Genomic DNA, 26,889 nt, shown 5'->3' with positions numbered 1-26,889 from the left:
TGGTTAGAATTTAATTTCTTTCGGTTGCTGCGCCGCGTGTGGGTGGCTGTCACCCGTATACACGAACAGATTGGTGAATAAATGACGGCCCAGACGGTTTTTGGGCAACATGCCACGAATGGCATGTTCGAGCACGCGCTCGGGGTGTTTCTCTAACCACAGGCGAGGCGACGCAAAGCGTTGTCCACCGGGGTAGCCGGTATGCCGAACGTAGACCTTCTCGGTCATTTTCCGGCCCGTGAAACGAACTTTCTCGGCGTTGATGATGATGACATTGTCACCCATATCAACGTGGGGGGTGAAGTTGGGCTTGTGTTTGCCACGAATGCGGGCCGCAACCTGGCTAGCCAGACGACCTACAATGGCATCCTTCGCGTCAACGACGATCCACTCCTTGTTTGCGGTCCCTCTATTGGCCGAAACAGTTTTGTAGCTTAACGTATCCACTGGATTGTGAGCGGTATTTATTGATTAACAGACGATTGCACAGCGCAAAAAGATTCCCGCCCTAAAACGGGAGTGCAAATGTACGGGGTATTTGGCTGAATAGCAAGGGTTAAGCCATCTGTTACTCAGCAAATAAGCCGATTCGGCGGCAGATCGATAAATTGGGCAACCAGTGGTTCACCAGGCAGTAGACCGACGGTTTACGCAAAAACCGTTTTTCGGTAGATATCCGACATGGGTAACGCCAACGTACCCAGCCGAACGGTTGACTCCAGCGTTCGATAATCGTGGTTCAGCCACTCGTCAGGTACGTTGGTGCGGGAATAAACCGAGGCGAAGGGCTGCAACTGGTCGATGAACACGATATGTTGCAGAGAAGGAATGAGCTTGTAATAATTCATTTTCTCGCCCTGATCGAACTGGCGCGTGCTTTTCGAGAGGACTTCGACCACGATTTCCGGGTTCTCAATGCGCATAGCCGATGATTTGCCGCCAGGGGTAAGCCCGTAGGTAACGGGCTCTTTCACAACAGATATGTCAGCATTGAAATCCATGTGTCTCTCCGGCCATGTGATCAGTACATTACTACCTAATACCCTGTAGTTGGGAAGGTCGATATAATGATTATTCAATAGCCAAATAACGACCGCAACAAGCGTTTCGTGGTCGGCCGATGCCTGACTCATAATGATCTCGTCGTTTAAGAATTGAACGGTGTAGGGTACGTTGTCAAGTACGTCGAGATACTCTTCCCAGGTAGCTGGCAAACGCAGCAACTCATCGTCTTCCAGCGAATCCGGTATGTTCAGGGCAGTGGCTTGCATCGGCATGTCTGTTTGGTCACACAATATACTAAATAAGGAGGAAGGGAGGAAGGGAGGAAGGGAGGAAGGGAGGAAAGGAGGAAAGGGAGGAAGGGAGGAAAGGGAGGAAGGGAGGAAAGGGAGGAAGGGAGGAAAGGGAGGAAAGGGAGGAAAGGGAGGAAGGGGAAGCTTCGCTAATTTCATGCTCTTGGCGAAGCTTCCCGTTCCTCCTCTCCTCCTTTCCTCCCTTCCTCCCCTTTTTTACGCCAGCAGCGGCTTGATCACTTTGCCGTGAACATCAGTTAGTCGGTAGCGGCGGCCCTGGTGTTTGAAGGTTAACTTTTCATGGTCGACGCCCATCAGGTGCATGATGGTGGCTTGAGAATCGTGGACGTGACTCTTTACGCTGTTGCGTAGTCTGTGTAAGAGCGTTTTTGCGGAGACTGGAAGCCTAATACAATGTGAGACTTAGGTACGCCTCGTTCTTCCAACTGACCAACGATATCGTAGTCAGTGGCATCTTCCTGAACCCATATCTTGCCATTGCGTATGTCAAGGTGAAAGACTGGATAATATACACGTTTGCCATTCTCCCAGCCAACAGTAAGAAGTTGGTAGTGATGATGCTGGGTGTCGATCAGCAGTTGTTCTTCAATGTCATCTCCTGATATGTCCAATGAAGGGAGGCAGGCGTAAGATTCAAGCAGGTCAATGATGATTTTCTGGTATTGTTCTACGGTGTTATCCATTGCACAATTCGTCTAGTCTGTACATCATAAACAATTAATGCGATACTATCTTCCTCAATGGTAGCTTGAATAAGGGGCTTCTGAAAAAATGATGCATGTATTTCTGAGTCCACCGCGAGGTATAATTTTCGTGGTATCTCGGTTTGCTGTAGACCAAGCCTATACACGTCATACTGCCCCTTCGCCGCGTAAAAGTCGTTCAGTTTCGATTTCCCAATGAAGCTTTTTACTTCAATAGCTATTTGTTCGTTACCTCTTTCAGCGGCAAAAACCTGTTCAGCGGCTAAGTCAACTTCAAGTCGTAATCCGCCCATTTTTAAAATCAACGGGTCGTGCGTGATTGTCCAGCCATCAGCCTCTAGTGCTTCCCGAACAAGTTCATGAAACAAATCTTTTGCCATTAGCTAAAACTAACTATAATCAGTGGGTTGTCCTAACGGACCTACGCCAGCAGCGGCTTGATCACTTTGCCGTGAACATCAGTTAGTCGGTAGCGGCGGCCCTGGTGTTTGAAGGTTAACTTTTCATGGTCGACGCCCATCAGGTGCATGATGGTGGCCTGGAAATCGTGGACGTGAACGGGGTCTTTTGCCACATTATAGCCAAACTCATCCGTTTCGCCGTAGACCAGCCCTTTCTTTACACCAGCGCCCGCCATCCAGATGGTGTAGGCGCGGGGGTGATGGTCGCGGCCGTAATTATCGCGGGTGAGTTTGCCCTGTGAATAGGGGCCCCGGCCAAACTCGCCGCCCCAGATCACGAGCGTGTCGTCGAGCAGGCCACGTTGACGAAGGTCGTTGACGAGCGCCGCCGACGCCTGATCGACGCTTTTGGTTTGAATCTGAATGTCGTTGGGCAGGTTGCCGTGCTGATCCCAGCCCTGATGGTAGAGTTGCACGAACTTCACGTCTTTCTCGATCAGTTTACGGGCCAGCAGGCAGTTGGCCGCGAACGTACCTGGCTTGCGACTTTCCGGGCCATACAGATCGAATATATAACCAGGTTCTTTGTCGAGGTTTAGCGTTTCGGGCACCGATGCCTGCATACGGTACGCCATTTCGTATTGCTGCATCCGGTTGTTGATCTCCGGGTCGAGCACGTATTTGCTTTGCTCGGCGTGTAGTTTGGTCAGGTAGTCGAGCATACGGCGGCGGCTGGTACGGTCGATACCCGGCGGGTTGTTGAGGTAGAAGACCGGGTCGGGACCAGACCGGAACACCACGCCCTGATGCACTGACGGCAGAAACCCGTTGCTCCACAGCTTGGCGTACAGCGGCTGGTCGCCCCCCCGGCCTTTCGAGAGCAATACCACAAATGCCGGCATGTTCTGGTTGTCGGAACCCAGCCCGTAACTCACCCACGAGCCAAAGCTAGGTCGCCCGCCCTGCTGACTACCTGTCTGAATGAAGGTAATGGCCGGGTCATGGTTGATGGCATCAGTGTTGAGCGTTCGGATGAACGTAGCGTCGCCGGCGATCTTGGCGATGTTGGGGAGTAGCTCACTGACCCACATTCGTCCCGGTCCGTACTGGGCAAATTTAAAGGTCGAGGCCGCGAGTGGAAATTTACTTTGGCCCGCACTCATGCCGGTGAGACGCTGCCCATTGCGCACCGACGCGGGCAGGTCCTGCCCCCACATGGCCTCCAGCTTCGGTTTGTAATCGAAGAGGTCTAACTGCGACGGTGCCCCGCTCTGAAACAGATAGATGACCCGCTTTACTTTGGGCGGGAAGTGCGGCTTCCCCAGTGCCGGTAGATCGCCAGGAGCATCCCTGGGTACGTTCCCCGCGAAAAGCTGGCCCGGATTCAACAGGGAAGCCAACGCCAACGTACCTAACCCTGCGCCGGTTTGCCCCAGGAAATTCCGGCGGCTAAGGGTGTCGTGGATATTATCGAATAGTTCGTCCTGAATGTCCATAAGTGGGATTTCGTATTGGGGATTTTGTGTATCGGATGTCGCGCTGCCTGTTGGCGGAGCTACAGCTGATACCCGAAATCCCCAATCCAGAATCAGTTTATCGTTTCACAATGGCTTCGTCGAAGTTCATGATCGTGCTGGCTACTACGGTCCAGGCGGCCAGCTCGGCGGGGTTTTGTTGCTTATCGAGAGGGTATTCGCCAACGGTGAGCAGTTCCTGCGCCCGTTTAGGGTTTTTCCTGAAATCGGCGAGTTCTTCGGCATACAGTTGCTGCATCAGCGCCACTTCCTGGGTACGTGCCGACCGACTAACCACGCGGCGAAAAAAGGCATCGACAATAGCTTTGTTTCTGTCTGTACCCATCGGTCTGCTGGCGACCCGTTGTGCCATAACCCGGGCCGCTTCGATAAACTGCGGGTCGTTGAGCGTTACCAGTGCTTGCAGGGGTGTAGCCGTTTTCTGGCGTTTTACCGTGCAGACATGGCGTTCGGCAGCGTCGAAATTGAGCATCATGGGCGGTGGCGATGAGCGTTTCCAGATCGTATAGAGGCTGCGCCGATACAGGCTATCGCCATGACTTTGGGTATAAACAACGGCGTTGCGCGTGGCCAGTGCCTCCCAGATACCCGACGGCTGATAGGGTAACACGCTTGGACCGCCCAGCTTTTGCGTTAGCAAACCACTTGCCGCCAGGGCATTGTCGCGCACCTGTTCGGCCGAGAGGCGGTAGCTCGGTCCACGGCTCAAATAGGTATTATCGAAGTCGGCCTCACGGGCGGCTGGACTGACTGATGACGATTGCCGGTAGGTAGCCGATGTAACGATGAGTCGGTGCAGCGCTTTTACGTCCCATGGATTGGCCTGCTGACCAGACTCCCGGTCGCCACCGGCCCGGAAACGAACGGCCAGGTAATCGAGCAGTTCGGGATGGGAGGGAAGTGCGCCCTGATTGCCGAAATCGTCGGGGTTTTTAGCCAGACCCTGCCCAAAATACTGCTGCCAGATGCGGTTCACCATGACCCGGCTGAACAGTGGGTTGTCTTGACTGGTGAGCCAGTTGGCAAGCCCAAGTCGGTTGCGGGGCTGGTCGCTACTCAGGGCAGGCAGGAAGTGCGGCGTTTCGGGCGTTACTTCTTCGCCGGGGGCATCGTAAGCACCGCGTTTCAGCAGGTACGTTCGGCGGGGCTGGCCCATCTCGCGCATCACCATGACCTGTTTGGCGTCGGTAAGGGTCATGAATTGGTTGCCCCGGTACACCATGGCACTGTCGAAGGCGGCGCGGTAACCGGCATCCTGGGTATGTATGTAATAGGTGTATAGGCCGGCGCGTTGCTCCGGCGTGCGGTTGGCGGGCGGCGTGTGCAGGGCGGCAGCCAGTGCGTCGGTCTTTCCGGCAAGGCGAGGTAGCTCAAGGGGCGTGAGGCAGCGAGTATAGATCCGCAGTTCATCGACGGCAAAATCTTTGTAGAAATTATCGTGCATACGCCCTACATAAAAGGGGTGCTGTGCCCAATGCGACTTCTTCATGCCCCAAACGATGCTATGGATCAGGTGGTCGTTGATGATCCGGGTGGCCATAGGCTGGCCATTCAGATAGAGCGACACGCCTTTCGCCTTACCCATTCCGTCGTAGGTGAAGGCTACCTGAAACCACTGACCAGCAGGCACTTTCCCGATCGATTCGATGTCGATGGCGTTGGCAGGCCAAACGTGGCTCATCATCATTTTTAACCGACCGTCGGGCAGCAGATCGAGCTGGTAGCCGCGTTGCCCGTCCATCGGCCCCGTGGTGCGGCCAACCAGCGTCATGGCAGTGCCGAGTTTGGTCAATTTGAACCAGCTACTGACGGTAAACGGCTCGTTCTGGTCAAAGGCGGCCAAGTCGGACGGCAGCACAATGAAACTATCGCCCGGTAGAAAACGAGCCTTGCCGAACCGCCCCGGCACTTGCTTCGGTAAGTTATCGACATCGCCGCCCAGGTAGGCATGCAAGGTGTCATTGGCGGTGTTCAGGAAGAGGTTACGCGGATTTTCTTCTATCGACAGGCGGGTTTTGGGCTTTAGCGGCTCCTTCTTTTCCTCAGGCACTGGCTTGCCTCTCGCCAGTGCTTTGGCTTCAGCCAGTTTCCGCTGTTCATCTTTACGTTTCCGTTCATCCGATTTCTTCGCTTCATACGCCTTCACATCGCCCCGATCGGCTTCATCGAACGAGTAGCGGGCAATTAAACCCGTTTCGTCGGGCGGAGCAGCGTGTCGCTCGGTTTGGCCCAGCCACTGCCCGAACCGTTGCTGGTACACTGTTCGGTTCGGATTTAACTGTTGCTGCAGGGGCGTCAGTTTCTGATGAATAAAAGCGAGTTGGGCCTGTTCCTCGGCCGATGTAAGCGTGATGGTCGGGGCTGCTTCGCCATTGTACGGAATCTGCCCGCGTTCATTGTTCGAGTTGAAAAAGGCGAACAACGAGAAGTAATCTTTTTGCGAAATCGGGTCGTACTTATGATCGTGGCAGCGGGCGCATTCGGTGGTCAGGCCCAGAAACGCTTTGCCAAACGTAGCCACCCGGTCGGCCACGTATTCGACGCGGTATTCTTCATCCACAATGCCGCCTTCCTGCGATTGCTGGTGGTTTCGGTTGAAGGCCGTTGCCAGTAGTTGATCACGCCGGTCGTCGGCGTTGGTTGGCTGAGGTAGCAGATCACCCGCCAGTTGCCAGGTGACAAACTGGTTGAAGGGCTGATTCTTGTTGAACGACCGGATCACCCAGTCGCGGTAGGGCCACATGGTGCGCAGGCCGTCGTCCTGATAACCGTGCGTATCGGCGTAACGCGCCACATCGAGCCATTCCACCGCCTGCCGTTCGCCGTAATGCGGACTAGCCAGTAGCCGGTCGACCACTTTTTCGTAGGCATTAGTTGATTTATCGGCCAGAAAGGCGTCGATTTCGGCGAGGGTAGGGGGCAAACCCGTCAGGTCGAGCGTTACACGGCGGAGCAGCGTGGTCTTATCGGCCTCAGGTGCGTGCCGGAGCGCCGGAGCGGTCAGTTTTTTCTCGTTTAGTTTCGCCAGCACGAACCGATCGATGTCATTGCGTGACCACGAATCGTTGTTGATCGCAGGTACGTCCGGCATCGTTGGCGCCACCAGCGACCAGTGTTCTTTATACTCGGCTCCCTGTTCTACCCACCGGATCAGCATGGCCTTTTCGTCGGCGTTCAACGTCAGGTTCGACTTCGGCGTGGGCATCATTTCATCGGGGTCGGTGCTGGTAATCCGATGAAAAAGTTCGCTGTTGGCCAAATCGCCGGGGACAATGGCTTTTTTGCCGCTTTGGGCCAGTGCGGCATAGGCCCCTTCGGGCGTGTCGAGCCGTAGCCCGGCCTGTTGTTTGTTCTTGTCGGGGCCGTGGCAGGCAAAGCACCGATCCGACAGAATGGGCTTGATGTGCAGGTTATAGTCAACTTTCTCAGGCAGGTTCAGCTCCGCCGCTACCACATCGGCCGGCTTGGTGACGCCGGCAAACTGGCTGCACGATGTCCAGACCACGCTACCGAACAGGCTGGCGGCCAGTGTGATGAGTCCGTAGCGACATGACGTTGATGCCCTGCGTGTCATAGAAACGTTGACGATGAAGGTTATGTAAACAAATTTACATCAGAATAATGCTATTCGGCCCGATTTCTACCTGATGATAGGATTGGCTGCGGATTTTGGATTGAAACGGCTGATTGATAGTACGCGGATTTAGGGGATTTAAAGTGATTGATACGGATTTTGGATTCAGGCGGATCGAAAGCTCACGCCTGAGGAGCCAACAAGCTGCGCTAACCAGTTTAAACCCCTTCAATCCGCGTACCATCACCAGCTACATCATCTGCTTCAAGACCATTACCGCCTGGTCCAACTCTGCTTCGGTCGAGGATGCAAAGCCCATGCGGGTACTGTTCAGCGGACGGTCAGGCAGGTTGTGGACAAGGCCCGGCGAGAGGTACAGTCCCCGTTTCCCGGCGCGATCGGCCATGGCTGGCAGGTCGATGGCCCTGTTGAACGTAGCCCAGATAGCTAGTCCGCCGTCTGGTTTGGTGAACTGGATCTGCTCGGGTAACTCGTTTGCCAGTAGTGCGCAAAGATGATCGCGCCGGGTTTCGTAGGTACGTATCGCCTTCCGGAAATGCCGTTTCATCTCCCCCGTTTGAAACAGTTGCCCAATCGCAAATTCCAGCGCCGGGTCGCCCTGCCGGTCAATAATGCGGCGAAGTCGTGCCAATTCATCGATCAACAGCGTGGGGGCCACAACATACCCCACCCGAAAGGCCGGCGCCACTGATTTGGTGAGCGAACCGATATAGATGACCATGCCCTGCGAGTCGGTGCTGGCAAGTGGCAGAATAGGTCGGCCGAGGTAGTGAAAATCGTAGTCATAATCATCTTCCAGAATGGCAAATCCGTATTGTTCAGCCAGTTGCAAAAGCCTGATGCGACGGTCGGCGCGCAGGGTCACGGTAGTTGGGTAGTGGTGGTGCGGCGTGACATACACCATCCGAATAGGCTGGCGGGTGCATAAATCGGCCAGCGCCTCAACGTTCATTCCGTGGGCATCGACGGGAATGGTCAGGACCTGTGCGCCTGCCTGCCGGGCGTTCATGGTGGCCCCGGTCCAGGTAGTTTCGCCAGCAACAACCACATCGCCGGGGCGTAGCAACACCTGACTGGTCAGATGAATACCCATAATGCTGCCACGCGTGATCAGGATATTGTCGGCGGTCGTTTGCAGCCCGCGTGTTTCGTTAAGGTGCGCCGATAATTGGTCGCGGAGGAAGGGGTGGCCTTTCGTGTCGTTATAGCCAAAATGGGCCTGCGGGTTGCCCCACCGAAAATACGACCGATAGGCCCGACTGAGCTCATCGAGCGGTGCCAGTCGGGCGTCGGGTAGGCCATCATCAAATCGTAACCCCGACGGGCTGCCCGGCGCTTGCCGGCTCAGGTACGTTCGCTGTTCAAAAGCGTAGCCCGGCTGGCGGGTCGACGTGCCGTTCACAGGCTGGGTACGTTGCCAATCGCCCAATGTCTGTGGAAGTACGCCGGGCATATGATCGGCTACAAACGTGCCACTTCCCGCCCGGCTTTCGAGCCAGCCCTGGGTCAGCAAATCATCATAAGCGGCCACAATGGTCTGCCGGTTCAGGGCCAGTTGATTGGCCAGCAGGCGCGTACCCGGTAAGCGTTGCCCTGCCGATAACGTACCTGCACGGATAAGCTGGCCAAGCCCTTCGCTTACCTGCACATACAGCGGTGTAGCAGATGCCTTATCAAGATGCAGGAGCGTAGCGTAAGGAAGCATAGTGAGAAACCGGACTAGAGAGTTTTCGAAAACTGGTATAAAATGATAGTCCGGTAAGGTACGAACTTTGGGCTATGAAAACGCCACGCACCACGCCCAGTCGACTGGCCAAACGGGCTCAGTACGACGCCGAAACGATTCACCCCATTCTTGACGAAGCCCTTTTCTGCACCGTCAGCTATGTGCTTAACGGGGAGCCGATGGCTATTCCAACGGCTTTTGCGCGCAATGGCGACCGGCTATACATTCATGGCTCCGTGGGGAGTCATTTCATCCGAAGCATCGAGAACCAGGTGCCCGTGTGCATCACGGTCATGCTGGCCGACGGGTTGGTATTGGCAAAGTCGGCGTTTCACCATTCGGTCAATTACCGGTCGGTTGTTATTTTCGCCAGCGCGGAAAAGATGGTTGACGAAGCCGAAAAAATGCACGCGCTGGCCCTTATCACCGATCACCTGATTCCCAACCGCTGGGCCGATCTGCGCCCCACAACGGCCAGCGAATTACAGAAGACCACCGTACTGGCCTTTTCACTGGCCGAAGCCTCTGCCAAACTCCGTACCGGTAGTGCCAACGACGATCCTGAAGACATGGATTTGCCAACCTGGGCCGGTGTCATTCCTTTGCAGACCATACGCGCTACGCCCATTCCTGCCGACCACAATACGGTAGCATTACCGGGGTATTTAAGTAGGGCCGAACCGGTAGTTAACAGTCTTTGACTACCGAAGTGATGCCAGCATGTTATTTATGTAGCGCCGAAGCTCCAGCTTCGGTAGGTAAAGACTTGTTAACTACCGAAGCTGGAGCTTCGGCGCTACTCCCTTATGTACGTACCCAGACACTTTCAGGAAAACGATCGCGACCAACTACTCCAGTTCATACGCGATCACTCGTTTGCACTGCTCGTGATGACGAACGAAGCCCGTGTGCCCATTGCCACGCACCTGCCCATCGAACTACAGGTCGGCGATGATGGCGTGGCCCGACTGGTTGGGCACGTGTCGAAGGCGAACCCGTTGGCAGCGTTATTTGGCGCTGATTTACAGGGTCTTGCCGTTTTTTCGGGCCCACACGCCTATATTTCCTCCTCATGGTACGACCATGTGAACGTACCTACCTGGAATTACCTGTCAGTCCACGTGTATGGACGTACCCGCGCACTCTCGGACGCGGAAACGTTCGATTTACTACGTACTCAGGTCGATAAATATGAAGCGTCCTCCGCCTGTCCTATTTCAATCGAGAGCATGACCGAGGCATATGTTCGGCGCGAAATGCGGGGACTGGTCGCATTTGAGATGACTATCGACACCATGCAGGGAGCCGCCAAGCTGAGCCAAAACCGCGACGATGCCAACCACACCGCCATCGTGGATCAACTCCGCCAACGCGACGATGTTGAGTCGCACCGCGTTGCCGATGAGATGCAGAGGCGGCGAAGAGCAGGTACGTTAGGGTAGCCGACGTATTGCTTATTGCTATAGTTTTGTTTTGATGACCCAAGGAACAAGACTAAATGAGCTTATCAACTGCTGCGAGAACCGATTCAATCGCGGTGGAGCAGGTACCTGGAAGCATGGCGATTTTGTTGACTTGAACAGGGCAATTGAACGTGATACCAATACAAATATAAGCCCGAGTACCCTGAAAAGAATATTCGGCAAAGTAGCTGTTGATGACGATTATGTTCCCCAGAAAGCTACCCTCGATGCGTTAAAAAAATACGGAAATTATATAGAGCCTGAGCCGTTACAAACGCCTGTATCGCAACCGACTACACGCTCCAGGGTAAATTATTTTTACTACTGGAAGATTTTACTCATTACCCTTACAGTAAGCGCCCTGTTGGGTACAGTGTTTTTAATCTGGCATCTGTTTAAACCTAACGATAGCTTTGCCAAAATCAGCCTTGTTCGTCTAGAAGGTCAGTTGCCAGCTACCACATTTTTTGAGTTGCGCGTATCCGAAACCGACGATAGCCTGTTCGTGAATTTTGGTGATAAATCGCCGCTGGTGTATATAAAGGCCGGTGAAAAAAGCGCCGCGCATATTTATTATTTTCCTGGGGTTTTTACGGTATCTGTACAAACGCGGTCGCAGACAATTGCCACGACAAGTGCGTATATACGATCCGACAAATGGATCGGTTTTGCCTGCCATCGACAAGATGATATCCCCGTCCATTTCTATGCGTTCCCTGTGAATAAAAACAAAGGTGATAGCGTAGTTCAGGTTACAACTAATCAACTGACCAAGATGGGGCTAGATACAACAGGGCCTATATTGACCCGGTTTTGTAACTACACGCCTATGGCTGACAATGCGGATGATTTTGTGTTCGAAACAACGTTTAAAAATGCCTTACCCGATAAGGCTATTTACTGCCGTAGCACACAATTTCAACTAACTGGCAGTAACAGTATGATCAGGTTCAAATTTGTTAGCTCGGGTTGCAGCCTGCGGGCGTTGAATGTAGTAAGCGAACAAACGTTTAAAGGGTCTAAAAGTGATCTTTCTCGATTTGTGCTTGACCTCAACAACTGGAATACCGTAAAACTGATAAACCACCACAGGCAGGTAGCCCTGTATGTAAACGACAAACAAATTTTTACCGGTACGTATCAGCGTCCGTTAGGTACTATCAGCGGATTATTTCTGGAGTTTGAAGGCACCGGTTCCGTGAAAAATTGCTACCTCAACGCCTACGACGGGAAGGTACTTTATCAGTTGTAAGATCGCTACTGCTGTATATTCCTATAGTTGATGGCCTGCCTGCTCGCTGGTAGTGGCTTGTTCATTATACTTATTAATCATTGATTTACAGACAGATATACTGTTCACTACTTTGATCATAGTTTGATCAACGTGTCCTGCTGTTTTGGCTATCGATACCGTCTACCTTTCGGAGAGTAATACCAATCTCTTACCTGCTATCTCTCCGGCAAAAGATGAAAACAACTTATTCATTATTGAAAATCCTGTTACTTGTTGTGGCTATTTGCCTTACAACAACTGCTTTTACGCAGACTCCAAAAGAGGGCAGTAGAATAAACCAGTTATTTAATTTTAGCTGGAAATTCAAAGCTGGCGACGTACCCAATGCACAAACTATTGCTTTTGATGATAGTGAGTGGCGTAAGCTGGATTTGCCACACGACTTTCAAATTGAACAACCCTGGGATAGTTTAGCCAGCCGGGGACGTGGATTCAAGGCAATGGGTGTAGGCTGGTATCGGAAAACGTTTACTGCTGATACAGCCTGGAAAGGTAAACGGGTTTTTCTCGACTTTGAAGGCATCATGCTGCATGGAGATGTGTGGCTTAATGGACAGAAAATTGGCGGAACAGCGTATGGCTACCTTGGCTTTGACGCTGATATAACAGCGTCACTTAACTACGATGGACTGAATATAGTCGCTGTTCGGTCGTCTACCGGCGAAAAGGGCAATTCGCGCTGGTATACGGGTGGCGGTCTTTTCCGTGATGTGCATTTGGTCGTAAAAGACAGTGTTTCTATTGCCCGTCACGGTATTTTTATAACGACCCCCACCATTTCTGAGCAGAGCGCCCAGGTACGTGTACAGGTGGAAGTGGCAGGAATTAAAAACAAACAATACGACCTGGCGATTAAGGCAACGTTATTTTCTCCTGACGGAAAACAAGTCGCCGAAACAAAAATAGTGGCCCCGAAAAAATCAAAACTTGTTTCTGTAGAAGTTCCTCTACCCAACGTACCCATTACGAACCCAAAACTTTGGTCTTGCGAAACGCCTGATCTTTATTCTGCTGAAGTGGTCTTGGTGATGGACGGTAAAGTAATTGATAAAGTAACCAAAAAATTTGGCATTCGTACCGTTGAATTTTCTAAAGAACTTGGGCTGACATTAAATGGCAAAAAAGTTTTTCTCAAAGGCGTTGCCAATCACCACGATTTGGGTGCTGTAGGGGCTGCGGCTTACGAGACATCAATTGCCAGAATGATGGATAAACTGAAAGCCTTTGGCTTCAATCACATCCGCACGTCGCATAACCCGTACTCAGAGTCATTTTTCGACCTTGCCGACGAAAAAGGCATCCTGGTTGTCGATGAATTATACGACAAATGGGGTAGTACCGTTGCCTGGGCAGGAAGTGCGCCCTGGAATGATATCTGGTATACGAATCTGGTAGAATGGATCAAACGGGATCGAAATCATCCTTCGGTCATTATGTGGAGCTTCGGCAATGAACTGCAATTTCAGGAAGAACGGTGGGGGTTTCCGACCAGTGATTGGGGCGTCACTACCTACCGGATTATGGATGTGGTGGCAAAACGGTACGACCCTACCCGCAAAACAACAGTGGCCATGTATCCTGCCCGGGCCGGAGGTATCATCAAAGCCGACCCGGATTTCAAGATCAACGAAAATATCATTCCGCCCGAATTGGCGACCGTTACCGATGTTGCCAGCTTCAACTATGTGTGGGATGATTACCAGACGTACCTGAAGCATGCGCCGAACATGATCATCTACCAAAGTGAGGCGGTGACCAATGAGTTGGCCGCTCCTTTCTTCGGCATGGACAGAGACAAAATGGTGGGGCTGGCCTACTGGGGTGGCATCGAATACTGGGGAGAATCGCAGGGATGGCCGAGCAAAGGCTGGAACTATTCATTTTTCAACCATTCACTGGAGCCTAACCCACAAGCCTATTTGATCAAAAGTATTTTCAACGATGAACCGCTGGTTCGTATTGGCGTGGTCGATAGTGAAGCCGAATCACATCTCTGGAACGATGTGGTGGTAGGCCGGAAATATGTCTCGTCGCACTGGAATCGGGAGGCCGGGAAGCAGTATGATCTCTACACGTATACCAACGCAGACGAGGTAGAGTTACTGGTGAACGGGAAGTCTGTTGGTGTACAGAAAAACGTTGCTGACGTAAGAAAACGCAATACCATTTTCTGGAAAAGCATCCCGTTCGCACCCGGCAAAATCACCGCAATTGCCCGAACAGGTGGCAAAGAAATAGCGCGTCATGAACTGGAAACAACCGGAAAACCAGTAGCCTTAACGATTGAAACGGAAAACACGAACTGGAAAGCTGATGGTATGGATCTCCAATACGTAAAGGTGTATGCCCTTGATAGTAAGGGAAATAAGGTACCAACTGCGGCAGGAGAACTTACATTTGACGTTAGTGGCGCGGCAACGTTGATTGCTGTAGACAATGGTGACCATTCAGGCAACGACCTGTTCAGCGGCAATAAAAAAGCACTGCACAAAGGCTTCGCAATGGCTATCCTGCGGTCAGCAAAAACCGCTGGTTCTGTAAAAATCAACGTTAGAGCAACGGGGTTGAAGGCGATAGAGAAGACAATGACCGTACACTGATCGGAACTAGTGTAGCTGGCTGCGTTCGCGCTATGGATTGCTACTCCGTTGTCGCCTGCCTGTGGCGAGTCCGTTGTCGCTTGCCACAGGCAGGCGACAACGGAGTAGCAATCCCACCTAAGTCCATCATGAACATCTGGATGTGCGTTGGCACCCTGAGCGGAACGGTCCGCCGCTGCGGTCGAAGCGGCTTTCGCGCTGGGCTATGCGTCAGCAACAGACCAGCGCGAGAATCAAATTAGCGCAGCCGATTCCAGCACAGAATTCATCTACCTGTAGCAAACCACCGCTGATTTGAAGCCGGGAACGTCCTGGAACCTGTACGTACAACGGCTTGCCATTGCTATCCGTAATAGATTGAACGTTTGGCGTACATTTTGCTATTTGTGTGAAGCTAACAAAAATTGTTCTTTGGAAAGATCACAAATGCCCAACTGCTTCCAGTACTTCTTTGACAATTTTAGGGTGTAGGCTTTTACCGGCGTGAAAAGGAATGACCACCCGCGTCTTTTCCTGCTGGTAAATACGGTGGCTTCCTTTTGTGCGAAGAAGCTCAAAGCCATGCTGGAGCAGAAGCCGCTCGGCTTCTTTGGCATCCATAACGGGCAGCTTAGGCAAGGGCTATTTCAATAGTTGAAGTAATTACCTCGTGATTCAGTAGCTGGCTGGCTTCCTCTGGCGACACGGTCTCCAAATAAAGCTCAATAGCTTCCTGAATATTGTCACGCGCCGCCTCGAAGGTCTCTCCTTGGGATTGACAACCTTTTAATTGCGGGCAATACACGTAATAACCGTCTTCGTCCTTTTCATAAATGACATTAACATTATATTTCATACGGCTGATTCGTTATGCTTTTTACTGTTCACACGAAACTAACGAAAAGAAACTTGAAAATGCAGGCAACCCCGCCCCGGTGAGGCAAGCTGTATTTGGCCAATCCCCTATGCTGCCCTACGCCAGTGCGCTAACGGGAACCGTACTCACAACCTCACCATAGAGATCAAACGGTTGGGCGTCGGTGATACGTACCTGGGCAAAGTCGCCGAGGCGGACGTAGGTGTTTCTGGTGGCCGGCACCAGCACTTCGTTGTCTACTTCCGGCGAGTCGAATTCGGTGCGGCCGATGAAATAACCGCCCTCTTTCCGATCAAACAGCACCTTGTAGGTCTGTCCCACTTTCGCCAGGTTGTTCTCGTGCGAAATGCCTTCCTGAATCTCCATGATTGCGTCGGCGCGTTGCTGCTTTACGTCGTCAGGTACGTTGTCGGGCATCGAATAGGAGTGCGTCTGATCTTCGTGCGAGTAGGTGAACGTACCCAGCCGGTCGAAGCGCATCCGGTCAACGAAGTCGAGGGTTTCTTCGAACAAGGCGTCGGTTTCGCCGGGGTGACCCACAATCAGCGTGGTGCGGAGGTGAATGCCCGGCACTTTCTCGCGAATGGTGTGCACCAACTCCTCGGTTTTCTCGCGGGTAATGCCCCGGCGCATTAGCTTCAGCAGTTCCGTTGAACCGGTTTGCAGGGGCATATCGAGGTAATTACACACGTTTGGCCGTTCGCGCATCACATCGAGCACATCCAGCGGGAAACCAGAGGGATAGGCATATTGCAACCGAATCCAGTCGATGCCTTCCACATCGGCGAGGCGATCAACAAGTTCGGCGAGGTTGCGTTTTTTGGCCAGATCGAGGCCGTAATAGGTCAGGTCCTGCGCAATCAGGATCAGCTCTTTTGTACCGCGCCGGGCCAGTGATCTGGCCTCCGTCACCAGTTCGTCCATCGGGCGTGACACGTGATGACCGCGCATGATCGGAATGGCGCAGAAGGAGCAGGGACGGTCGCAGCCTTCGGCGATTTTCAGGTAAGCGTAATGCGCGGGCGTTGTCAGCAGCCGTTCGCCAACGAGTTCGTGCTTGTAATCGGCACGCAATGTTTTCAGCAGCCGGGGCAGTTCATTGGTACCAAACCATGCATCGACGGTGGGCATTTCCACTTCCAGCTCGTCTTTGTAGCGATGTGACAAACAGCCTGTTACGTACACTTTGTCTACAACGCCTGCCTCTTTAGCGTCGACGTAGCGAAGAATGGTGTTGATGCTCTCTTCCTTGGCATTGTCGATGAAGCCGCAGGTGTTGATCACCACAATATTGGCATCATCTTTTTTCGACTCGTGCGTCACGGCCATGCCGTTGCCCCGCAGTTGGGTGTACAGCGTCTCTGAATCGACCAGGTTTTTCGAGCAACCCAGCGTGACGATGTTGATTTTATTGGTAAGTAAGCCTTTGGTTTTCAAAACAAAATTGGATTGACCCTATCGTGGTAGACTAACGCCTGAATAGAGTTTCAAGTTTCAGGGTCCAGGTCCCAAGTTCCAGACGCCTTGGGCGTGCTTGCTTCTGATCAGACAACCTGTACGGAATCAAACGGAAATTTGTGCTCAACCCACTGTATCGGAACACCTTTGAAATAGGTTTCGATGGCAAACCCCAGCCCTTTACCATAGTCGAAGAAGAACGTAGAGTAGCCATCATGGTCGACAAAGCGAAAATGATGGTACGTGAATTTCCCCTGCGCCGTACTGTGTGATTCGATCAGCGCAACATTGTTAATGGTTAATAAGGTAGACGTACCTGTCCGAGTCACCTTGATCGACTTCATAGCAGGATCGAGCGTCAGTTCTGTATCGGCAATAAGCGTCCAGAACTTCCTTTCTAGTTGGAGTAGCGTATAGAGCAAATAGAAGGAACCTGCGCATACAGCGAGAACGAAGAGAGGGCATACGGCCAGGAGCTGGTTGCTGTGTTTAAGGCTGTAATGAGTATCCAGCAGGGCCAGACAAGAACCAGCGCGATGAACAGGATGAATGGCGTTTGCCGCCACTTCAGGCAATCCCGCTCGCTATACCGGTAAACAACAAGCTTAATCAGCGGCGATCTCGCCCCAACGGAGTCATTCGTGTAGCGAATCATTCGGTACGTCAGCCAGCCAAAGACCAGAAAGACGCCAGCAAAGCTTAGAAAGGCAGTCACGCTCAGAAAGCAGCTTGATAGGTGATTTGAATCGTGTGTTGCGTCACGGTATTCGTCTTCACCGTCACGGTGTTCAGTCGGCCTTCCATGTCGAACAGGCTGGCGTACAGGCCTTTTGGTTCGCGAACGAGTACCGAATACGTACCTGCGGGAATACCGTAGAGGCAGAATGTACCGTCTTTCCCCGACATCACCGTCTTAATTGGCTTCACGCCTTTGGTCGACGTAATAAACCCATCCTCCATGCCCTCAACGCCGTCCATCGTCAGAGCGGGGTAGATCAACACTTCCCGGCTAACAGGCGTGCCTTTGGCGGGTACTTTACCTGGGCCAGGCATCTGATTACCCGTCAGTTCATACACTGTTCCGCAAAGACCGGTCTTAGTTGTGGCTTTCTTACGGGACGGTTTGCGTTGGGCCATAACCGTGGTGGTTAAGGTGAACAGGCACAGCAGAAGCAGAGCGTAGCGCATGGCAGGAGGTCGTTTTGTCTATGACAGCCACACGCCCAAAAAGGTTTAGCATCCCGTGGGTACATCACTGGCTACCCACGAAAAGGGCATTTTAGAAGCTGTTTGCGTTTCCGTCGCCTAGCGAAGGGGCGAACCCGGACCTAATGGCTGTAGAAAATTGATTCGCTATAGACATTAGGTCGCGACGCGACGGAAATACGTAGCGCGAAGCCGTTTACCTACAGCCATTAAGTCCGGTTCGCGGGTGCAGCGACGCGACGGAACAAACGCAAACCAAGCCGAACAGCTTCTTAAACTTTTCAGCGCTCTATCAGAAAAGGCGACTCCCGCTACACTTTCCGGAAGAACGAGTCGACGAACTCCATCTTATCGAACGTCTGCAGGTCGTCGATCTTTTCGCCCACGCCGATGTACTTCACCGGAATCTGGAACTGGTCAGAAATGCCGATCACAACACCACCTTTGGCCGTTCCATCCAGTTTGGTGATTGCCAGGGCCGTTACCTCGGTGACCCGGGTGAATTCGGTAGCCTGAATGAACGCGTTCTGCCCCGTCGAGCCGTCGAGAACGAGCAGTACTTCATGGGGCGCATCGGGAATAAACTTCTGCATCACCCGCTTGATCTTGGAGAGCTCATTCATCAGGTTCACCTTCGTGTGTAACCGGCCGGCGGTATCGATAATGACTACATCGGCGCCCATATCCTGGCCCTTCTTCACCGCGTCGTAGGCTACGGCCGAGGGGTCGGTGTTCATGCCGTGCGAAATAACGGGTACGCCCACGCGGTCACCCCAAAGTTTAAGCTGGTCAACGGCGGCGGCCCGAAACGTGTCACCAGCCCCCAGCACTACTACTTTGCCTCGTTTGTGAAACTGCGACGCCAGCTTGCCGATGGTCGTGGTCTTACCCACCCCATTCACGCCCACGACCATAATCACATAAGGTTTCTTACCGGCAGGCAGGTCAAAGTCGTCGCTACCGGTAGCACTGGCACTTTTGTTGTCAGAGAGCAGGGCGGCAATTTCTTCGCGTAGAATGGTGTCCAGCTCGCCCGTACCCATGTATTTGTCGCGGGCTACCCGGGCTTCGATCCGGTCGATGATTTTGACGGTTGTTTCAACACCGACGTCAGAAGAGATCAGCACGTTTTCCAGCTCATCAAGCACCTCTTCGTCGACGGTTGCTTTACCAACAACAGCCCGGCCTAGTTTAGAGAAAAAGCTGTCTTTACTTTTCTCCAAACCTTTGTCGAGCGATTCTTTTTTCTCTTTTCCGAATAAACCGAAGAAAGCCATAGGTATATAGTAGTCTTGAAGGTCGATAGTGGGCAGTGGATGGTCAATAGTCGCGTTGCCAAGTCAGCCGCGTGTTAAGCCGTAACGCGGCTATTGACCATCCACTACGCTCTATCGGCTCCTCTCTTACAAATCTAACAACAAAAAAAGTCCCTCATCGGGACTTCCTTGTACGCGGTTCATGATGACAGCAATTACGCTTTCAGTGCGTTCTGCACGTCGTCGATCAGGACCATTTCTTCTTTGAAGGTATAAGCCCCCGTTTTGGGTGACTTCACGGCGCGGATCACTTTCGCGTAGGCCTTACCGTTATCCTTCGTTTTCAGGGTTGCAACTACCTTCTTTGCCATTGTTCTGAGCTTGTTTTGACGTGTGCCTCAATAGCTGTTACGCATCGGGTTCCGCCGGGATGATTAGTTACTTAATCTCTTTATGAAGCGTTACCCGCTTCAAATTCGGATTATACTTCTTACGCTCGATACGAGCTGGCGTGTTCTTACGGTTCTTAGTCGTAATGTACCGCGATGTGCCTGGAACGTTGGTTTCCTTCTGTTCCGTGCACTCCAAAATTACCTGAACTCTATTACCTTTCTTAGCCATGGCTATGTGATTTTTCTCAACGGGAGCGCAAAGATAGGAAATGGAATTGTTATGCGCAACGGTCTTTTCGGTATGGCTGTCAGTTTCTTACAGCAACAGGAGCCAGCTTTACTCAACTGGATGGGATCTGGTTATTTTGCCTGTCACGGATTGGATTACTGACGAATATACGTTGTCTTTTCATAAGTAGCTGTGCCAACTGACTGCGGTGCGCTAACTAACCCTGATTGACATGAGCACTACACATCGTATGAACCTACCTGCCCGATTGTTACTGCTGGCCACTATGATGGCTTTTTGGGACTCAGCCCAGGCCCAGAAAAAATTGTGTATCACCATTGATGATCTGCCCACCGTTTCCCGGGTGGCCCGCACAACAGCCGGGCAAGACACGCTGACCAGGCGATTGCTGACTCACCTGAAACACTATAACGTACCTGCGATCGGTTTCGTCGTTGGGGAAAAGTTGTTGAACCAGGCCAGACTCGATAAACGGCAGATGCGGCTTTTGACCTACTGGCTGGAAGCGGGAATGGAGTTGGGCAATCACACCTTTGCGCACCTGGGCTACAACACGATCTCGGCAGCCGCTTACCAGCAAGACATTATGGGCGTTGATACACTGTTACGGCCGTTACTCCAGACGGCCCATCAACGCCTCCGCTATTTTCGCCATCCGTACCTGCAACGAGGCAACACCGTCAGCAAACGGGATTCGCTGGTGCGTTATCTGGCCAGCCAGCAGTATAAAGAAGCGCCGGTTTCTATCGATAATGCCGATTACCTGTTCTCGGCGGCCTACGACGCAGCGCTGCTTCGTAAAGATAGCACCCTGGCATCGACTGTGGGCAGGCAATACGTCGACTACATGATGGACTGTGTGCATTATTACGAAGCCCAGGCCGATTCGTTATTTAAGCGTCCTATAGCCCATATTCTGTTAACCCACGCCAATACGATCAATTCGTTTTATATCGGAAGCCTGCTGGCCCGCCTACAGGCAGAGGGGTATACCTTTGTCTCGCTGGATCAGGCAGTGCGGGACCCGGCTTACCAGTCGAAAGACGATTACGTAAATAAAGGCGGCATTTCCTGGCTACACCGCTGGGCGTTGACGCAAGGTAAGCGTGGGGCGTTTTTCAAGGGCGAGCCTGAGGTGCCAGCCGAAATAACTCAGCTGGCGGACGGAAAATGACCGCATCGATGCTGGTTATGGACCCGTTTAGCAACCCGGTGCTTCGTAATTATTTCGGAATTGCCTGTGTTATGCTGAAAGACCTCCGGCACTAAAAGGCCTGGGGAATTAATCGGTTGTCAACGCAATGAATAGCATTCCATTTTCAATACTTGATCTGGTTCCTGTTACCGCTGGAAGTACAGTCAATCAGGCGCTGCAACATGCGCGGGATCTGGCTCAACATGCCGAAAAATGGGGGTACAACCGCTACTGGTTGGCCGAACATCATAACATGACCGGTGTAGCCAGCGCCGCCACATCGGTTGTGATTGGCTATATAGCCGGTGGTACACAAACGATCCGCGTTGGGTCGGGTGGTATCATGCTGCCCAACCACTCGCCACTGGTCATTGCGGAGCAGTTTGGTACGCTGGCAGCGCTCTACCCGGGGCGGATCGATCTGGGACTGGGGCGTGCGCCAGGCTCCGATCAGGTGACTGCCCGTGCCTTACGCCGGCAGTTGACCGGTCCCGATACGTTTCCACAGGATGTGGTTGAACTACGCCGGTACTTCCAGCCAGCCGAGCCAGGACAGGCCGTTCAGGCCGTGCCGGGGGCGGGTTTGAACGTACCTGTCTGGATATTAGGGTCCAGCCTTTTCGGGGCTCAGCTGGCCGCTATGCTAGGATTGCCGTTTGCCTTCGCCTCGCATTTTGCGCCCGATGCCCTCATGCAGGCATTACAGGTATACCGTACGCAGTTTAAGCCGTCTGACACGCTGGATAAACCCTATGTGATGCTGGGCGTAAACATGGTGGTGGCTGATACCGACGAAGAGGCCCGTCGTTTGTTTACCTCGGTACAACAGCAGTTTATCAACCTGCGCCGGGGCACCCCAGGTATGTTACCCCCACCCGTTGATCGCCCTGACTTGTTGAACTTCGCCGCTGAACAGGCTGGTGCCAATCACGCCCTGCGCTACGCCATGGTGGGAACGCCCGAAACCGTTCGACGCGGACTGATGAGCTTCGTTGAGCAAACGCAGGCTGATGAATTGATGGTAACCGCCCAGATTTTTGACCATGCCGCCCGACTTCGCTCGTTTGAACTGGCTGCTCAGGTACGTGACGCGTTGCCTGCAAAACCGGCTGATATATTGGTTTCCGCAAACTAACTTTTTTGGGGTGAGCGAGTTAGGTATGTTAACAGGCTGATCCGTTCATCGGAAATTGCCGATCACATACCCTTTGCACATGGAAATAGTCGTTCTTGTTCTGCTGGTGTTGGCGGCCCTTGCCGGGTTGTTGTATGCTGGGAATCTGTGGGCTAGTCAGCGCACGGCAGTACGTTCGGACTTAGTTGAACTTGACCGCCAGGAAGATCTGTACCGGTTCGGGATGCTGGGCCGGGTAGGGCGCCGGGTGAAAGCGATAAAAGCAAAATGGCTCAATCGGGGAAGGTCGCAGCACAAGCCAAGCAATAGCTAGCTGGACTTTACGGTAGATAGCGCAGCGAAGCCCCTGAAAAACAGGGGCTTCGCTGTGAACAGACTAGTTGGGTACGCGTTTGCTCATGGCGCTATTTCTGGAAGAGCCACCGAGCGTATCCCCTGAACAGAAACCTTCCGCCGCTTATTTGTAGTAGCCCCATACCTCTCTGATTTGGGGGCCAGGCTTCGCTACCCGGATAGGAACGACATGTTCGGTAAGCAACACCCGGTCGACATATCGATCCGGCGACAGGACATTTACTGGTATATAAGCACCACGATCATCCTGGGTGTGATCAAAAGTGAAGCTCACCGGTAAGACATACGTACCCTGATAAGCGGGTTTCAATAGAACCGACTGACGCAAGGCCTGCTTGACAGCCCCATCTAAACCGTACCCGACATTGGCCGGGCTAAGCGTAACCAGGTCGCTCAACTGCCCCTGCGCATCGACGGTAAATCCCACGTAGACCCGCCCATACACACCCGCTAACCATGCCTGGTTTGGATAACTCAATTCCTTCCGCAGTAGCTGATTGAAAACAGCATCTGTGCTGAGGGGTGGTTTATCCCGATTAGACAGGGCCATTACCGAATCGTAGGCCATCAGCAGCCTGATAGCTGCCTGGGCGGCTAACTGTTTAGTAGGTGAGTTGACAGCAATTGGTGATGCCGGTCTAGGAAGTAAACTCAACAACGAGGCCTGGTCTAACTGTGTCACTTCGGGCAGCGCTTCCCCCTGTTGAAGATAGTAGGTCTCCTGGCTTTGGTAATACCCGTAGAAGTAACTGCTTTTGTCGTACCCGTTGGTCGTTAGGGTGGGTACTAGTCGGCGGGAAATGCTTTTAGTTAGTCGGGTAGGCCCTTCGTAGAGGACTGTCGTGTAGCGTTTGGAGAATAGCCCCGGTAGCTTGCTCAACTGCCGGGTATACTCCAGCCCATCGAGGGTGAAACTGTAAGGAGCCAGCCGAACAATAGCTGGTTTATCGTCGAAACGGCACAGAACCTCGTTGGCCACCACATCGTAGGCTAGCTCACAGGCAATTTCTTTGCCACCTGCTTCAATCCGGACTTTTCCTTTTTGCCAGGCTGGATACGTTAAATAAGGGCTACCCAGGTAAGCTTCCTGCTTGTGACTCGGCTCCGTGTTGGAGGCGGATTTGTATACCTCGCAGGTAGTGACAACCTGGCCATACTGGTCTTTACTAACGACACATTGGCAATTGGCCTCCAGTGAAAAGCTGAGCAGCAGCACCAGTAAGGGTAAGTAGCTCGTCATATTGAAGAAATAATAACCGGTCATATGACAAAAGATTATTTCTTCGGATAATACTGACCGGCAACGTAGAGCAGCTCACTATTTATCGTGTCCAAGAAAGCAACTTTGCTCTGTTTCGCACGCGGCATAAACGAAGAAACCCCTACGAATCTGTTTGACAGACTAGTAGGGGTTTTCTTAGTAGCGGGAGCTGGACTCGAACCAGCGACCTTTGGGTTATGAGCCCAACGAGCTACCAACTGCTCCATCCCGCGATGTTGGGAGTGCAAAGGTAAGAGGCTTTCCAATAAAATCAACTACCTTTGTAAAAATATTTTTCTGGCCACCTTCTGTTGGGAAACAAAAGGCACGGCTTTCACCTCAAAGCCATTGGTTACCAAACCAACATGGGATCACCTGACATACAACCACCCGGAGATCAACTCCCGGTGCCTGAAGCCGTAGAGGGCTTCAAATCGGGCTTTGTGAGCATTGTCGGTAAGCCGAACGTCGGCAAATCGACACTCATGAACCAGCTGATTGGCGAACGCCTCTCAATTATTACGTCGAAAGCCCAGACCACTCGCCACCGGATCATGGGTATCCTGAACGGCAATCACAACGGACAGCCGTTCCAGCTCGTTTACTCCGACACGCCGGGCATCATTCAGCCGAAATACAAACTGCACGAATCGATGATGAGCTTCGTCCGGGGATCGCTCGAAGACGCAGACGTTATTCTATTTGTGACCGATATCTTTGAACGACACGATGAAGACGACGTCATTAAACGGCTAAAATACGCCAACGTACCGATCATCCTGCTGATCAACAAGATCGACCAGGCAACGCCTGAAGAGGTGGAGGCGAAGATCAACTATTGGGAAGAACACTTTGAAGTGGGTGGCTACGCTGTCATCGACGATAAAGTGGCTGATCCCGATCTGGCCGAATTAGCCGAAGAGCATGAACTCGATGAAGAGCCGGACGCCGCTAACGTACCTGACGAAGCCGCTCCAGGCGGCCCGCGCAAGGCTACGGAGATCATTCCAATTTCGGCGCTGAATGGCTTCAACCTGGATCGCCTCTTCGATGATATCGTGCGGCATTTGCCCGTTCACCCGCCTTATTTCCCGGAAGATGAACTGACCGACAAGCCCGAACGGTTTTTTGCGTCGGAAATCGTGCGGGAGAAAATCTTCCTGAACTATAAGAAAGAGGTTCCCTACAGCTCGGAAGTGATCATTACGGGTTTCAAAGACCGGGAAGACATGATTGTGATCTCGGCCGAAATTCTGGTTGAACGACCGACCCAGCGGGCGATTCTGCTGGGCGAAAAAGGAAGCATGATCAAGAAAACAGGCATTATGGCCCGTGAAGAATTGGAACGCTTCTTCGGTAAAAAAGTCTTTTTAGAAACACACGTCAAAGTAGAACCCGACTGGCGCCAGAAAGAGCGTATGCTCCGGCGGTTGGGGTATGATGAATAAAAAAACAGTTACTGTTTACTGTCTGCTGTTTTCTGTTGCGCTGCTTGTTCACCAAGGTGACTGTATGGCGGAGCAACTGAAAACAGTGAACGGTAAACTGCAAACTGCCTTCAAGCAAATGGCAAATATTATAGCAATTGTAGGCCGCCCCAACGTGGGTAAATCAACCCTGTTCAATCGACTGATTGAACAACGGGTGGCCATTATGGATAACCAGTCGGGCGTAACGCGCGACCGGCATTATGGGCGGGCCGAGTGGACCGACCATTTCTTTACCGTAATCGATACGGGTGGGTACGTTGTGGGGTCGGAAGACGTGTTTGAAGAGGCAATCCGCGAACAGGTTCAAATTGCCCTCGACGAGGCCACAGTGGTCCTGTTCGTGGTAGACACGATGAGCGGCATGAGTCCGCTCGACGAGGAGTTTGCCAATGTGCTGCGCCGCTCGAAGAAGCCCGTCTTTCTGGTGGCTAACAAGGCCGAAACGACCGAACGCAACCAGGCCGCGTCTGAATTCTACGCTCTGGGTATGGGCGATCCGTATCCCGTTTCTGCGCAGACCGGCACAGGTACCGGCGATTTGCTCGATGAGGTGGTGAAACACTTCCCGCAGGGTGAAGCGGAAAACCCCGACGCCGGTATTCCCCGTATCGCCATTATTGGGAGGCCCAACGTGGGAAAATCGTCGTTTGTCAATACACTGCTGGGCAAAGAGCGGAATATCGTTACGGATATCGCCGGTACTACCCGTGATGCGATCAATAGCCGATATAAGGCTTTTGGCAAAGATTTCATCCTGACTGATACGGCCGGTCTGCGCCGGAAAGCCCGCGTCAGTGACAACATCGAATTCTATTCAACGCTGCGGACAATCAAGGCGATGGAAGAATCAGATGTATGTATCGTAATGCTCGATGCGACGCGCGGCCTCGAAAGTCAGGATATGACCATTATCGGGCAGGCTGTTAAAGCCAAGAAAGGCGTGGTCATTATGGTGAATAAATGGGATGCCATCGAGAAAGACCATAAAACGGCGGATGTCTGGAAAAAGGAGATCAACCAGCGTATGGCCCCGATCGATTACCTGCCCATTATTTTCACGTCGGTGCATGAAAAACAGCGCATTTTTCAGGTGATGGAAAAGGCGATGGCCGTGTATGAAAATAAGACCAAGCGGATTCCTACGTCGAAGATCAATGAGCTGATGCAGCCTGAGATCGAAGCTTATCCGCCACCTGCGCTGAAAGGTAAGTATGTGAAGATCAAGTATATGCTTCAGGTGCCCACCCCCTCACCTACATTTATTTTCTTCTGTAATCTGCCGCAATACATTAAAGAATCGTACGAGCGTTTTCTGGAAAACAAGCTCCGCCAACACTTCGACTTCGAAGGCGTGCCGCTAACCTTATTTTTCCGGCAGAAGTAGCGCCGGGAATGAATATAG

General features: G+C 52.4%; 26 protein-coding genes, 1 tRNA gene and 1 pseudogene. 9 read left to right on the top strand and 19 right to left on the bottom strand.

Features of this window, described 5'->3' with window-relative positions; genetic code table 11:
- Window positions 1-3: 3 nt before the first annotated feature.
- The 8 genes and pseudogenes from rplM to ACAW75_RS12570 all read right to left on the bottom strand — a co-directional run bounded on the left by rplM (window position 4) and on the right by ACAW75_RS12570 (window position 9,256).
- Complete coding sequence (gene rplM / locus ACAW75_RS12605; RefSeq protein ID WP_370729082.1) at window positions 4-447, bottom strand: 50S ribosomal protein L13; 444 nt, start codon at window positions 445-447, stop codon at window positions 4-6.
- Between the two features lie 200 nt (window positions 448-647).
- Window positions 648-1,271: a Uma2 family endonuclease gene (locus ACAW75_RS12600; protein WP_370729081.1), complete on the bottom strand. Its 624-nt coding sequence runs from the start codon at window positions 1,269-1,271 to the stop codon at window positions 648-650.
- Between the two features lie 240 nt (window positions 1,272-1,511).
- A pseudogene (locus tag ACAW75_RS12595) lies at window positions 1,512-1,646 on the bottom strand (DUF1501 domain-containing protein); the annotation flags it as partial.
- Window positions 1,647-1,651: 5 nt separating this feature from the next.
- Entirely contained in the window at window positions 1,652-1,999 is a 348-nt protein-coding gene (locus ACAW75_RS12590; RefSeq protein ID WP_370729080.1) for a XisI protein, read from the bottom strand.
- Window positions 1,984-2,400 carry an element excision factor XisH family protein gene (locus ACAW75_RS12585; protein WP_370729079.1) on the bottom strand — a complete coding sequence of 139 codons (417 nt, stop codon included), beginning with the start codon at window positions 2,398-2,400 and terminating at the stop codon, window positions 1,984-1,986. The genes ACAW75_RS12590 and ACAW75_RS12585 overlap by 16 nt, the downstream gene beginning before the upstream one ends.
- A gap of 41 nt (window positions 2,401-2,441) precedes the next feature.
- A complete protein-coding gene (locus tag ACAW75_RS12580; protein ID WP_370729078.1) occupies window positions 2,442-3,917 on the bottom strand; it encodes a DUF1501 domain-containing protein in 1,476 nt (491 codons plus the stop codon).
- A gap of 97 nt (window positions 3,918-4,014) precedes the next feature.
- Window positions 4,015-7,530: a DUF1553 domain-containing protein gene (locus ACAW75_RS12575; RefSeq protein WP_370729077.1), complete on the bottom strand. Its 3,516-nt coding sequence runs from the start codon at window positions 7,528-7,530 to the stop codon at window positions 4,015-4,017.
- A gap of 250 nt (window positions 7,531-7,780) precedes the next feature.
- Window positions 7,781-9,256: an aminotransferase-like domain-containing protein gene (locus tag ACAW75_RS12570; protein ID WP_370729076.1), complete on the bottom strand. Its 1,476-nt coding sequence runs from the start codon at window positions 9,254-9,256 to the stop codon at window positions 7,781-7,783.
- A 74-nt stretch (window positions 9,257-9,330) separates the two neighbouring features.
- Here ACAW75_RS12570 and ACAW75_RS12565 point away from each other — a divergent pair, with 74 nt between their 5' ends.
- From ACAW75_RS12565 to ACAW75_RS12550, 4 genes are all read left to right on the top strand, one after another.
- The gene (locus tag ACAW75_RS12565) at window positions 9,331-9,978 is read left to right on the top strand and encodes a pyridoxamine 5'-phosphate oxidase family protein (RefSeq protein ID WP_370729075.1); all 648 of its coding nucleotides are present in this window, start codon (window positions 9,331-9,333) and stop codon (window positions 9,976-9,978) included.
- A 105-nt stretch (window positions 9,979-10,083) separates the two neighbouring features.
- Entirely contained in the window at window positions 10,084-10,719 is a 636-nt protein-coding gene (locus tag ACAW75_RS12560; protein ID WP_370729074.1) for an FMN-binding negative transcriptional regulator, read from the top strand.
- A 34-nt stretch (window positions 10,720-10,753) separates the two neighbouring features.
- Window positions 10,754-11,992, top strand: coding sequence for a hypothetical protein (locus ACAW75_RS12555; RefSeq protein WP_370729073.1), 1,239 nt, complete (start codon window positions 10,754-10,756; stop codon window positions 11,990-11,992).
- A gap of 215 nt (window positions 11,993-12,207) precedes the next feature.
- Window positions 12,208-14,634: a glycoside hydrolase family 2 TIM barrel-domain containing protein gene (locus tag ACAW75_RS12550; RefSeq protein WP_370729072.1), complete on the top strand. Its 2,427-nt coding sequence runs from the start codon at window positions 12,208-12,210 to the stop codon at window positions 14,632-14,634.
- Window positions 14,635-15,054: 420 nt separating this feature from the next.
- On the opposite strand, the gene ACAW75_RS12545 is transcribed toward ACAW75_RS12550, so the two are convergent.
- The 9 genes from ACAW75_RS12545 to rpmG form a co-directional block, all read right to left on the bottom strand.
- Window positions 15,055-15,252 carry a type II toxin-antitoxin system HicA family toxin gene (locus tag ACAW75_RS12545; RefSeq protein ID WP_370729071.1) on the bottom strand — a complete coding sequence of 66 codons (198 nt, stop codon included), beginning with the start codon at window positions 15,250-15,252 and terminating at the stop codon, window positions 15,055-15,057.
- Window positions 15,245-15,469: a type II toxin-antitoxin system HicB family antitoxin gene (locus ACAW75_RS12540; RefSeq protein ID WP_370729070.1), complete on the bottom strand. Its 225-nt coding sequence runs from the start codon at window positions 15,467-15,469 to the stop codon at window positions 15,245-15,247. Before ACAW75_RS12540 ends, ACAW75_RS12545 begins: the two co-directional genes overlap by 8 nt.
- A gap of 117 nt (window positions 15,470-15,586) precedes the next feature.
- Complete coding sequence (gene rimO, locus ACAW75_RS12535) at window positions 15,587-16,927, bottom strand: 30S ribosomal protein S12 methylthiotransferase RimO (protein WP_370729069.1); 1,341 nt, start codon at window positions 16,925-16,927, stop codon at window positions 15,587-15,589.
- 107 nt (window positions 16,928-17,034) lie between these two features.
- On the bottom strand, window positions 17,035-17,370 hold the full coding sequence (locus tag ACAW75_RS12530) for a hypothetical protein (protein ID WP_370729068.1): 336 nt from the start codon (window positions 17,368-17,370) through the stop codon (window positions 17,035-17,037).
- Window positions 17,346-17,663: a hypothetical protein gene (locus tag ACAW75_RS12525; protein ID WP_370729067.1), complete on the bottom strand. Its 318-nt coding sequence runs from the start codon at window positions 17,661-17,663 to the stop codon at window positions 17,346-17,348. Before ACAW75_RS12525 ends, ACAW75_RS12530 begins: the two co-directional genes overlap by 25 nt.
- A gap of 2 nt (window positions 17,664-17,665) precedes the next feature.
- Window positions 17,666-18,136: a carboxypeptidase regulatory-like domain-containing protein gene (locus tag ACAW75_RS12520; RefSeq protein ID WP_370729066.1), complete on the bottom strand. Its 471-nt coding sequence runs from the start codon at window positions 18,134-18,136 to the stop codon at window positions 17,666-17,668.
- Window positions 18,137-18,465: 329 nt separating this feature from the next.
- Window positions 18,466-19,431: a signal recognition particle-docking protein FtsY gene (gene ftsY / locus ACAW75_RS12515; RefSeq protein WP_370729065.1), complete on the bottom strand. Its 966-nt coding sequence runs from the start codon at window positions 19,429-19,431 to the stop codon at window positions 18,466-18,468.
- 194 nt (window positions 19,432-19,625) lie between these two features.
- A complete protein-coding gene (locus ACAW75_RS12510) occupies window positions 19,626-19,781 on the bottom strand; it encodes a DUF4295 domain-containing protein (protein WP_207330446.1) in 156 nt (51 codons plus the stop codon).
- A 67-nt stretch (window positions 19,782-19,848) separates the two neighbouring features.
- Window positions 19,849-20,031 carry a 50S ribosomal protein L33 gene (rpmG, locus tag ACAW75_RS12505; protein WP_085411320.1) on the bottom strand — a complete coding sequence of 61 codons (183 nt, stop codon included), beginning with the start codon at window positions 20,029-20,031 and terminating at the stop codon, window positions 19,849-19,851.
- A 232-nt stretch (window positions 20,032-20,263) separates the two neighbouring features.
- Between rpmG and ACAW75_RS12500 the strand changes: the two genes are divergently transcribed.
- The 3 genes from ACAW75_RS12500 to ACAW75_RS12490 all read left to right on the top strand — a co-directional run bounded on the left by ACAW75_RS12500 (window position 20,264) and on the right by ACAW75_RS12490 (window position 22,695).
- On the top strand, window positions 20,264-21,226 hold the full coding sequence (locus ACAW75_RS12500; RefSeq protein ID WP_370729064.1) for a polysaccharide deacetylase family protein: 963 nt from the start codon (window positions 20,264-20,266) through the stop codon (window positions 21,224-21,226).
- 127 nt (window positions 21,227-21,353) lie between these two features.
- Window positions 21,354-22,382 (top strand): LLM class flavin-dependent oxidoreductase, encoded by a 1,029-nt coding sequence (locus tag ACAW75_RS12495; protein WP_370729063.1) that lies wholly within the window; start codon window positions 21,354-21,356, stop codon window positions 22,380-22,382.
- A gap of 79 nt (window positions 22,383-22,461) precedes the next feature.
- Entirely contained in the window at window positions 22,462-22,695 is a 234-nt protein-coding gene (locus tag ACAW75_RS12490) for a hypothetical protein (RefSeq protein WP_370729062.1), read from the top strand.
- A 144-nt stretch (window positions 22,696-22,839) separates the two neighbouring features.
- Here the strand turns inward: ACAW75_RS12490 and ACAW75_RS12485 are convergent, their stop codons facing one another.
- Both ACAW75_RS12485 and ACAW75_RS12480 read right to left on the bottom strand, forming a co-directional pair.
- Window positions 22,840-24,000 carry an energy transducer TonB gene (locus ACAW75_RS12485; protein ID WP_370729061.1) on the bottom strand — a complete coding sequence of 387 codons (1,161 nt, stop codon included), beginning with the start codon at window positions 23,998-24,000 and terminating at the stop codon, window positions 22,840-22,842.
- Between the two features lie 157 nt (window positions 24,001-24,157).
- Window positions 24,158-24,230, bottom strand: a tRNA-Met gene (locus ACAW75_RS12480).
- A gap of 132 nt (window positions 24,231-24,362) precedes the next feature.
- Between ACAW75_RS12480 and ACAW75_RS12475 the strand changes: the two genes are divergently transcribed.
- Both ACAW75_RS12475 and der read left to right on the top strand, forming a co-directional pair.
- Window positions 24,363-25,445: a GTPase Era gene (locus ACAW75_RS12475; protein ID WP_370729060.1), complete on the top strand. Its 1,083-nt coding sequence runs from the start codon at window positions 24,363-24,365 to the stop codon at window positions 25,443-25,445.
- A gap of 118 nt (window positions 25,446-25,563) precedes the next feature.
- Window positions 25,564-26,871, top strand: coding sequence for a ribosome biogenesis GTPase Der (der, locus tag ACAW75_RS12470; RefSeq protein ID WP_370729059.1), 1,308 nt, complete (start codon window positions 25,564-25,566; stop codon window positions 26,869-26,871).
- The last annotated feature ends 18 nt before the right edge of the window (window positions 26,872-26,889 follow it).

The organism is Fibrella arboris, assembly GCF_041321095.1.
GTDB classification, from domain to species: Bacteria; Bacteroidota; Bacteroidia; order Cytophagales; family Spirosomataceae; genus Fibrella; species Fibrella arboris.
The sequence above is the reverse complement of the archived record's forward strand: the minus strand, read 5'-3'. Positions and strand labels throughout refer to the sequence as shown.

Bases quoted from the DNA above. Each gene is read 5' to 3' on its own strand.
- ACAW75_RS12600 (WP_370729081.1), bottom strand. From the start codon at position 1,271: ATGCAAGCCACTGCCCTGAACATACCGGATTCGCTGGAAGACGATGAG.
- ACAW75_RS12555 (WP_370729073.1), top strand. From the start codon at position 10,754: ATGACCCAAGGAACAAGACTAAATGAGCTTATCAACTGCTGCGAGAAC.
- ACAW75_RS12575 (WP_370729077.1), bottom strand. From the start codon at position 7,530: ATGACACGCAGGGCATCAACGTCATGTCGCTACGGACTCATCACACTG.
- ACAW75_RS12490 (WP_370729062.1), top strand. From the start codon at position 22,462: ATGGAAATAGTCGTTCTTGTTCTGCTGGTGTTGGCGGCCCTTGCCGGG.
- ACAW75_RS12570 (WP_370729076.1), bottom strand. From the start codon at position 9,256: ATGCTTCCTTACGCTACGCTCCTGCATCTTGATAAGGCATCTGCTACA.
- rpmG (WP_085411320.1), bottom strand. From the start codon at position 20,031: ATGGCTAAGAAAGGTAATAGAGTTCAGGTAATTTTGGAGTGCACGGAA.
- der (WP_370729059.1), top strand. From the start codon at position 25,564: ATGGCAAATATTATAGCAATTGTAGGCCGCCCCAACGTGGGTAAATCA.
- ACAW75_RS12495 (WP_370729063.1), top strand. From the start codon at position 21,354: ATGAATAGCATTCCATTTTCAATACTTGATCTGGTTCCTGTTACCGCT.
- ACAW75_RS12585 (WP_370729079.1), bottom strand. From the start codon at position 2,400: ATGGCAAAAGATTTGTTTCATGAACTTGTTCGGGAAGCACTAGAGGCT.
- ACAW75_RS12485 (WP_370729061.1), bottom strand. From the start codon at position 24,000: ATGACCGGTTATTATTTCTTCAATATGACGAGCTACTTACCCTTACTG.
- ACAW75_RS12475 (WP_370729060.1), top strand. From the start codon at position 24,363: ATGGGATCACCTGACATACAACCACCCGGAGATCAACTCCCGGTGCCT.
- ACAW75_RS12550 (WP_370729072.1), top strand. From the start codon at position 12,208: ATGAAAACAACTTATTCATTATTGAAAATCCTGTTACTTGTTGTGGCT.
- ACAW75_RS12590 (WP_370729080.1), bottom strand. From the start codon at position 1,999: ATGGATAACACCGTAGAACAATACCAGAAAATCATCATTGACCTGCTT.
- ACAW75_RS12500 (WP_370729064.1), top strand. From the start codon at position 20,264: ATGAGCACTACACATCGTATGAACCTACCTGCCCGATTGTTACTGCTG.
- ACAW75_RS12560 (WP_370729074.1), top strand. From the start codon at position 10,084: ATGTACGTACCCAGACACTTTCAGGAAAACGATCGCGACCAACTACTC.
- ACAW75_RS12565 (WP_370729075.1), top strand. From the start codon at position 9,331: ATGAAAACGCCACGCACCACGCCCAGTCGACTGGCCAAACGGGCTCAG.
- ACAW75_RS12540 (WP_370729070.1), bottom strand. From the start codon at position 15,469: ATGAAATATAATGTTAATGTCATTTATGAAAAGGACGAAGACGGTTAT.
- ACAW75_RS12510 (WP_207330446.1), bottom strand. From the start codon at position 19,781: ATGGCAAAGAAGGTAGTTGCAACCCTGAAAACGAAGGATAACGGTAAG.
- ftsY (WP_370729065.1), bottom strand. From the start codon at position 19,431: ATGGCTTTCTTCGGTTTATTCGGAAAAGAGAAAAAAGAATCGCTCGAC.
- ACAW75_RS12520 (WP_370729066.1), bottom strand. From the start codon at position 18,136: ATGCGCTACGCTCTGCTTCTGCTGTGCCTGTTCACCTTAACCACCACG.
- ACAW75_RS12580 (WP_370729078.1), bottom strand. From the start codon at position 3,917: ATGGACATTCAGGACGAACTATTCGATAATATCCACGACACCCTTAGC.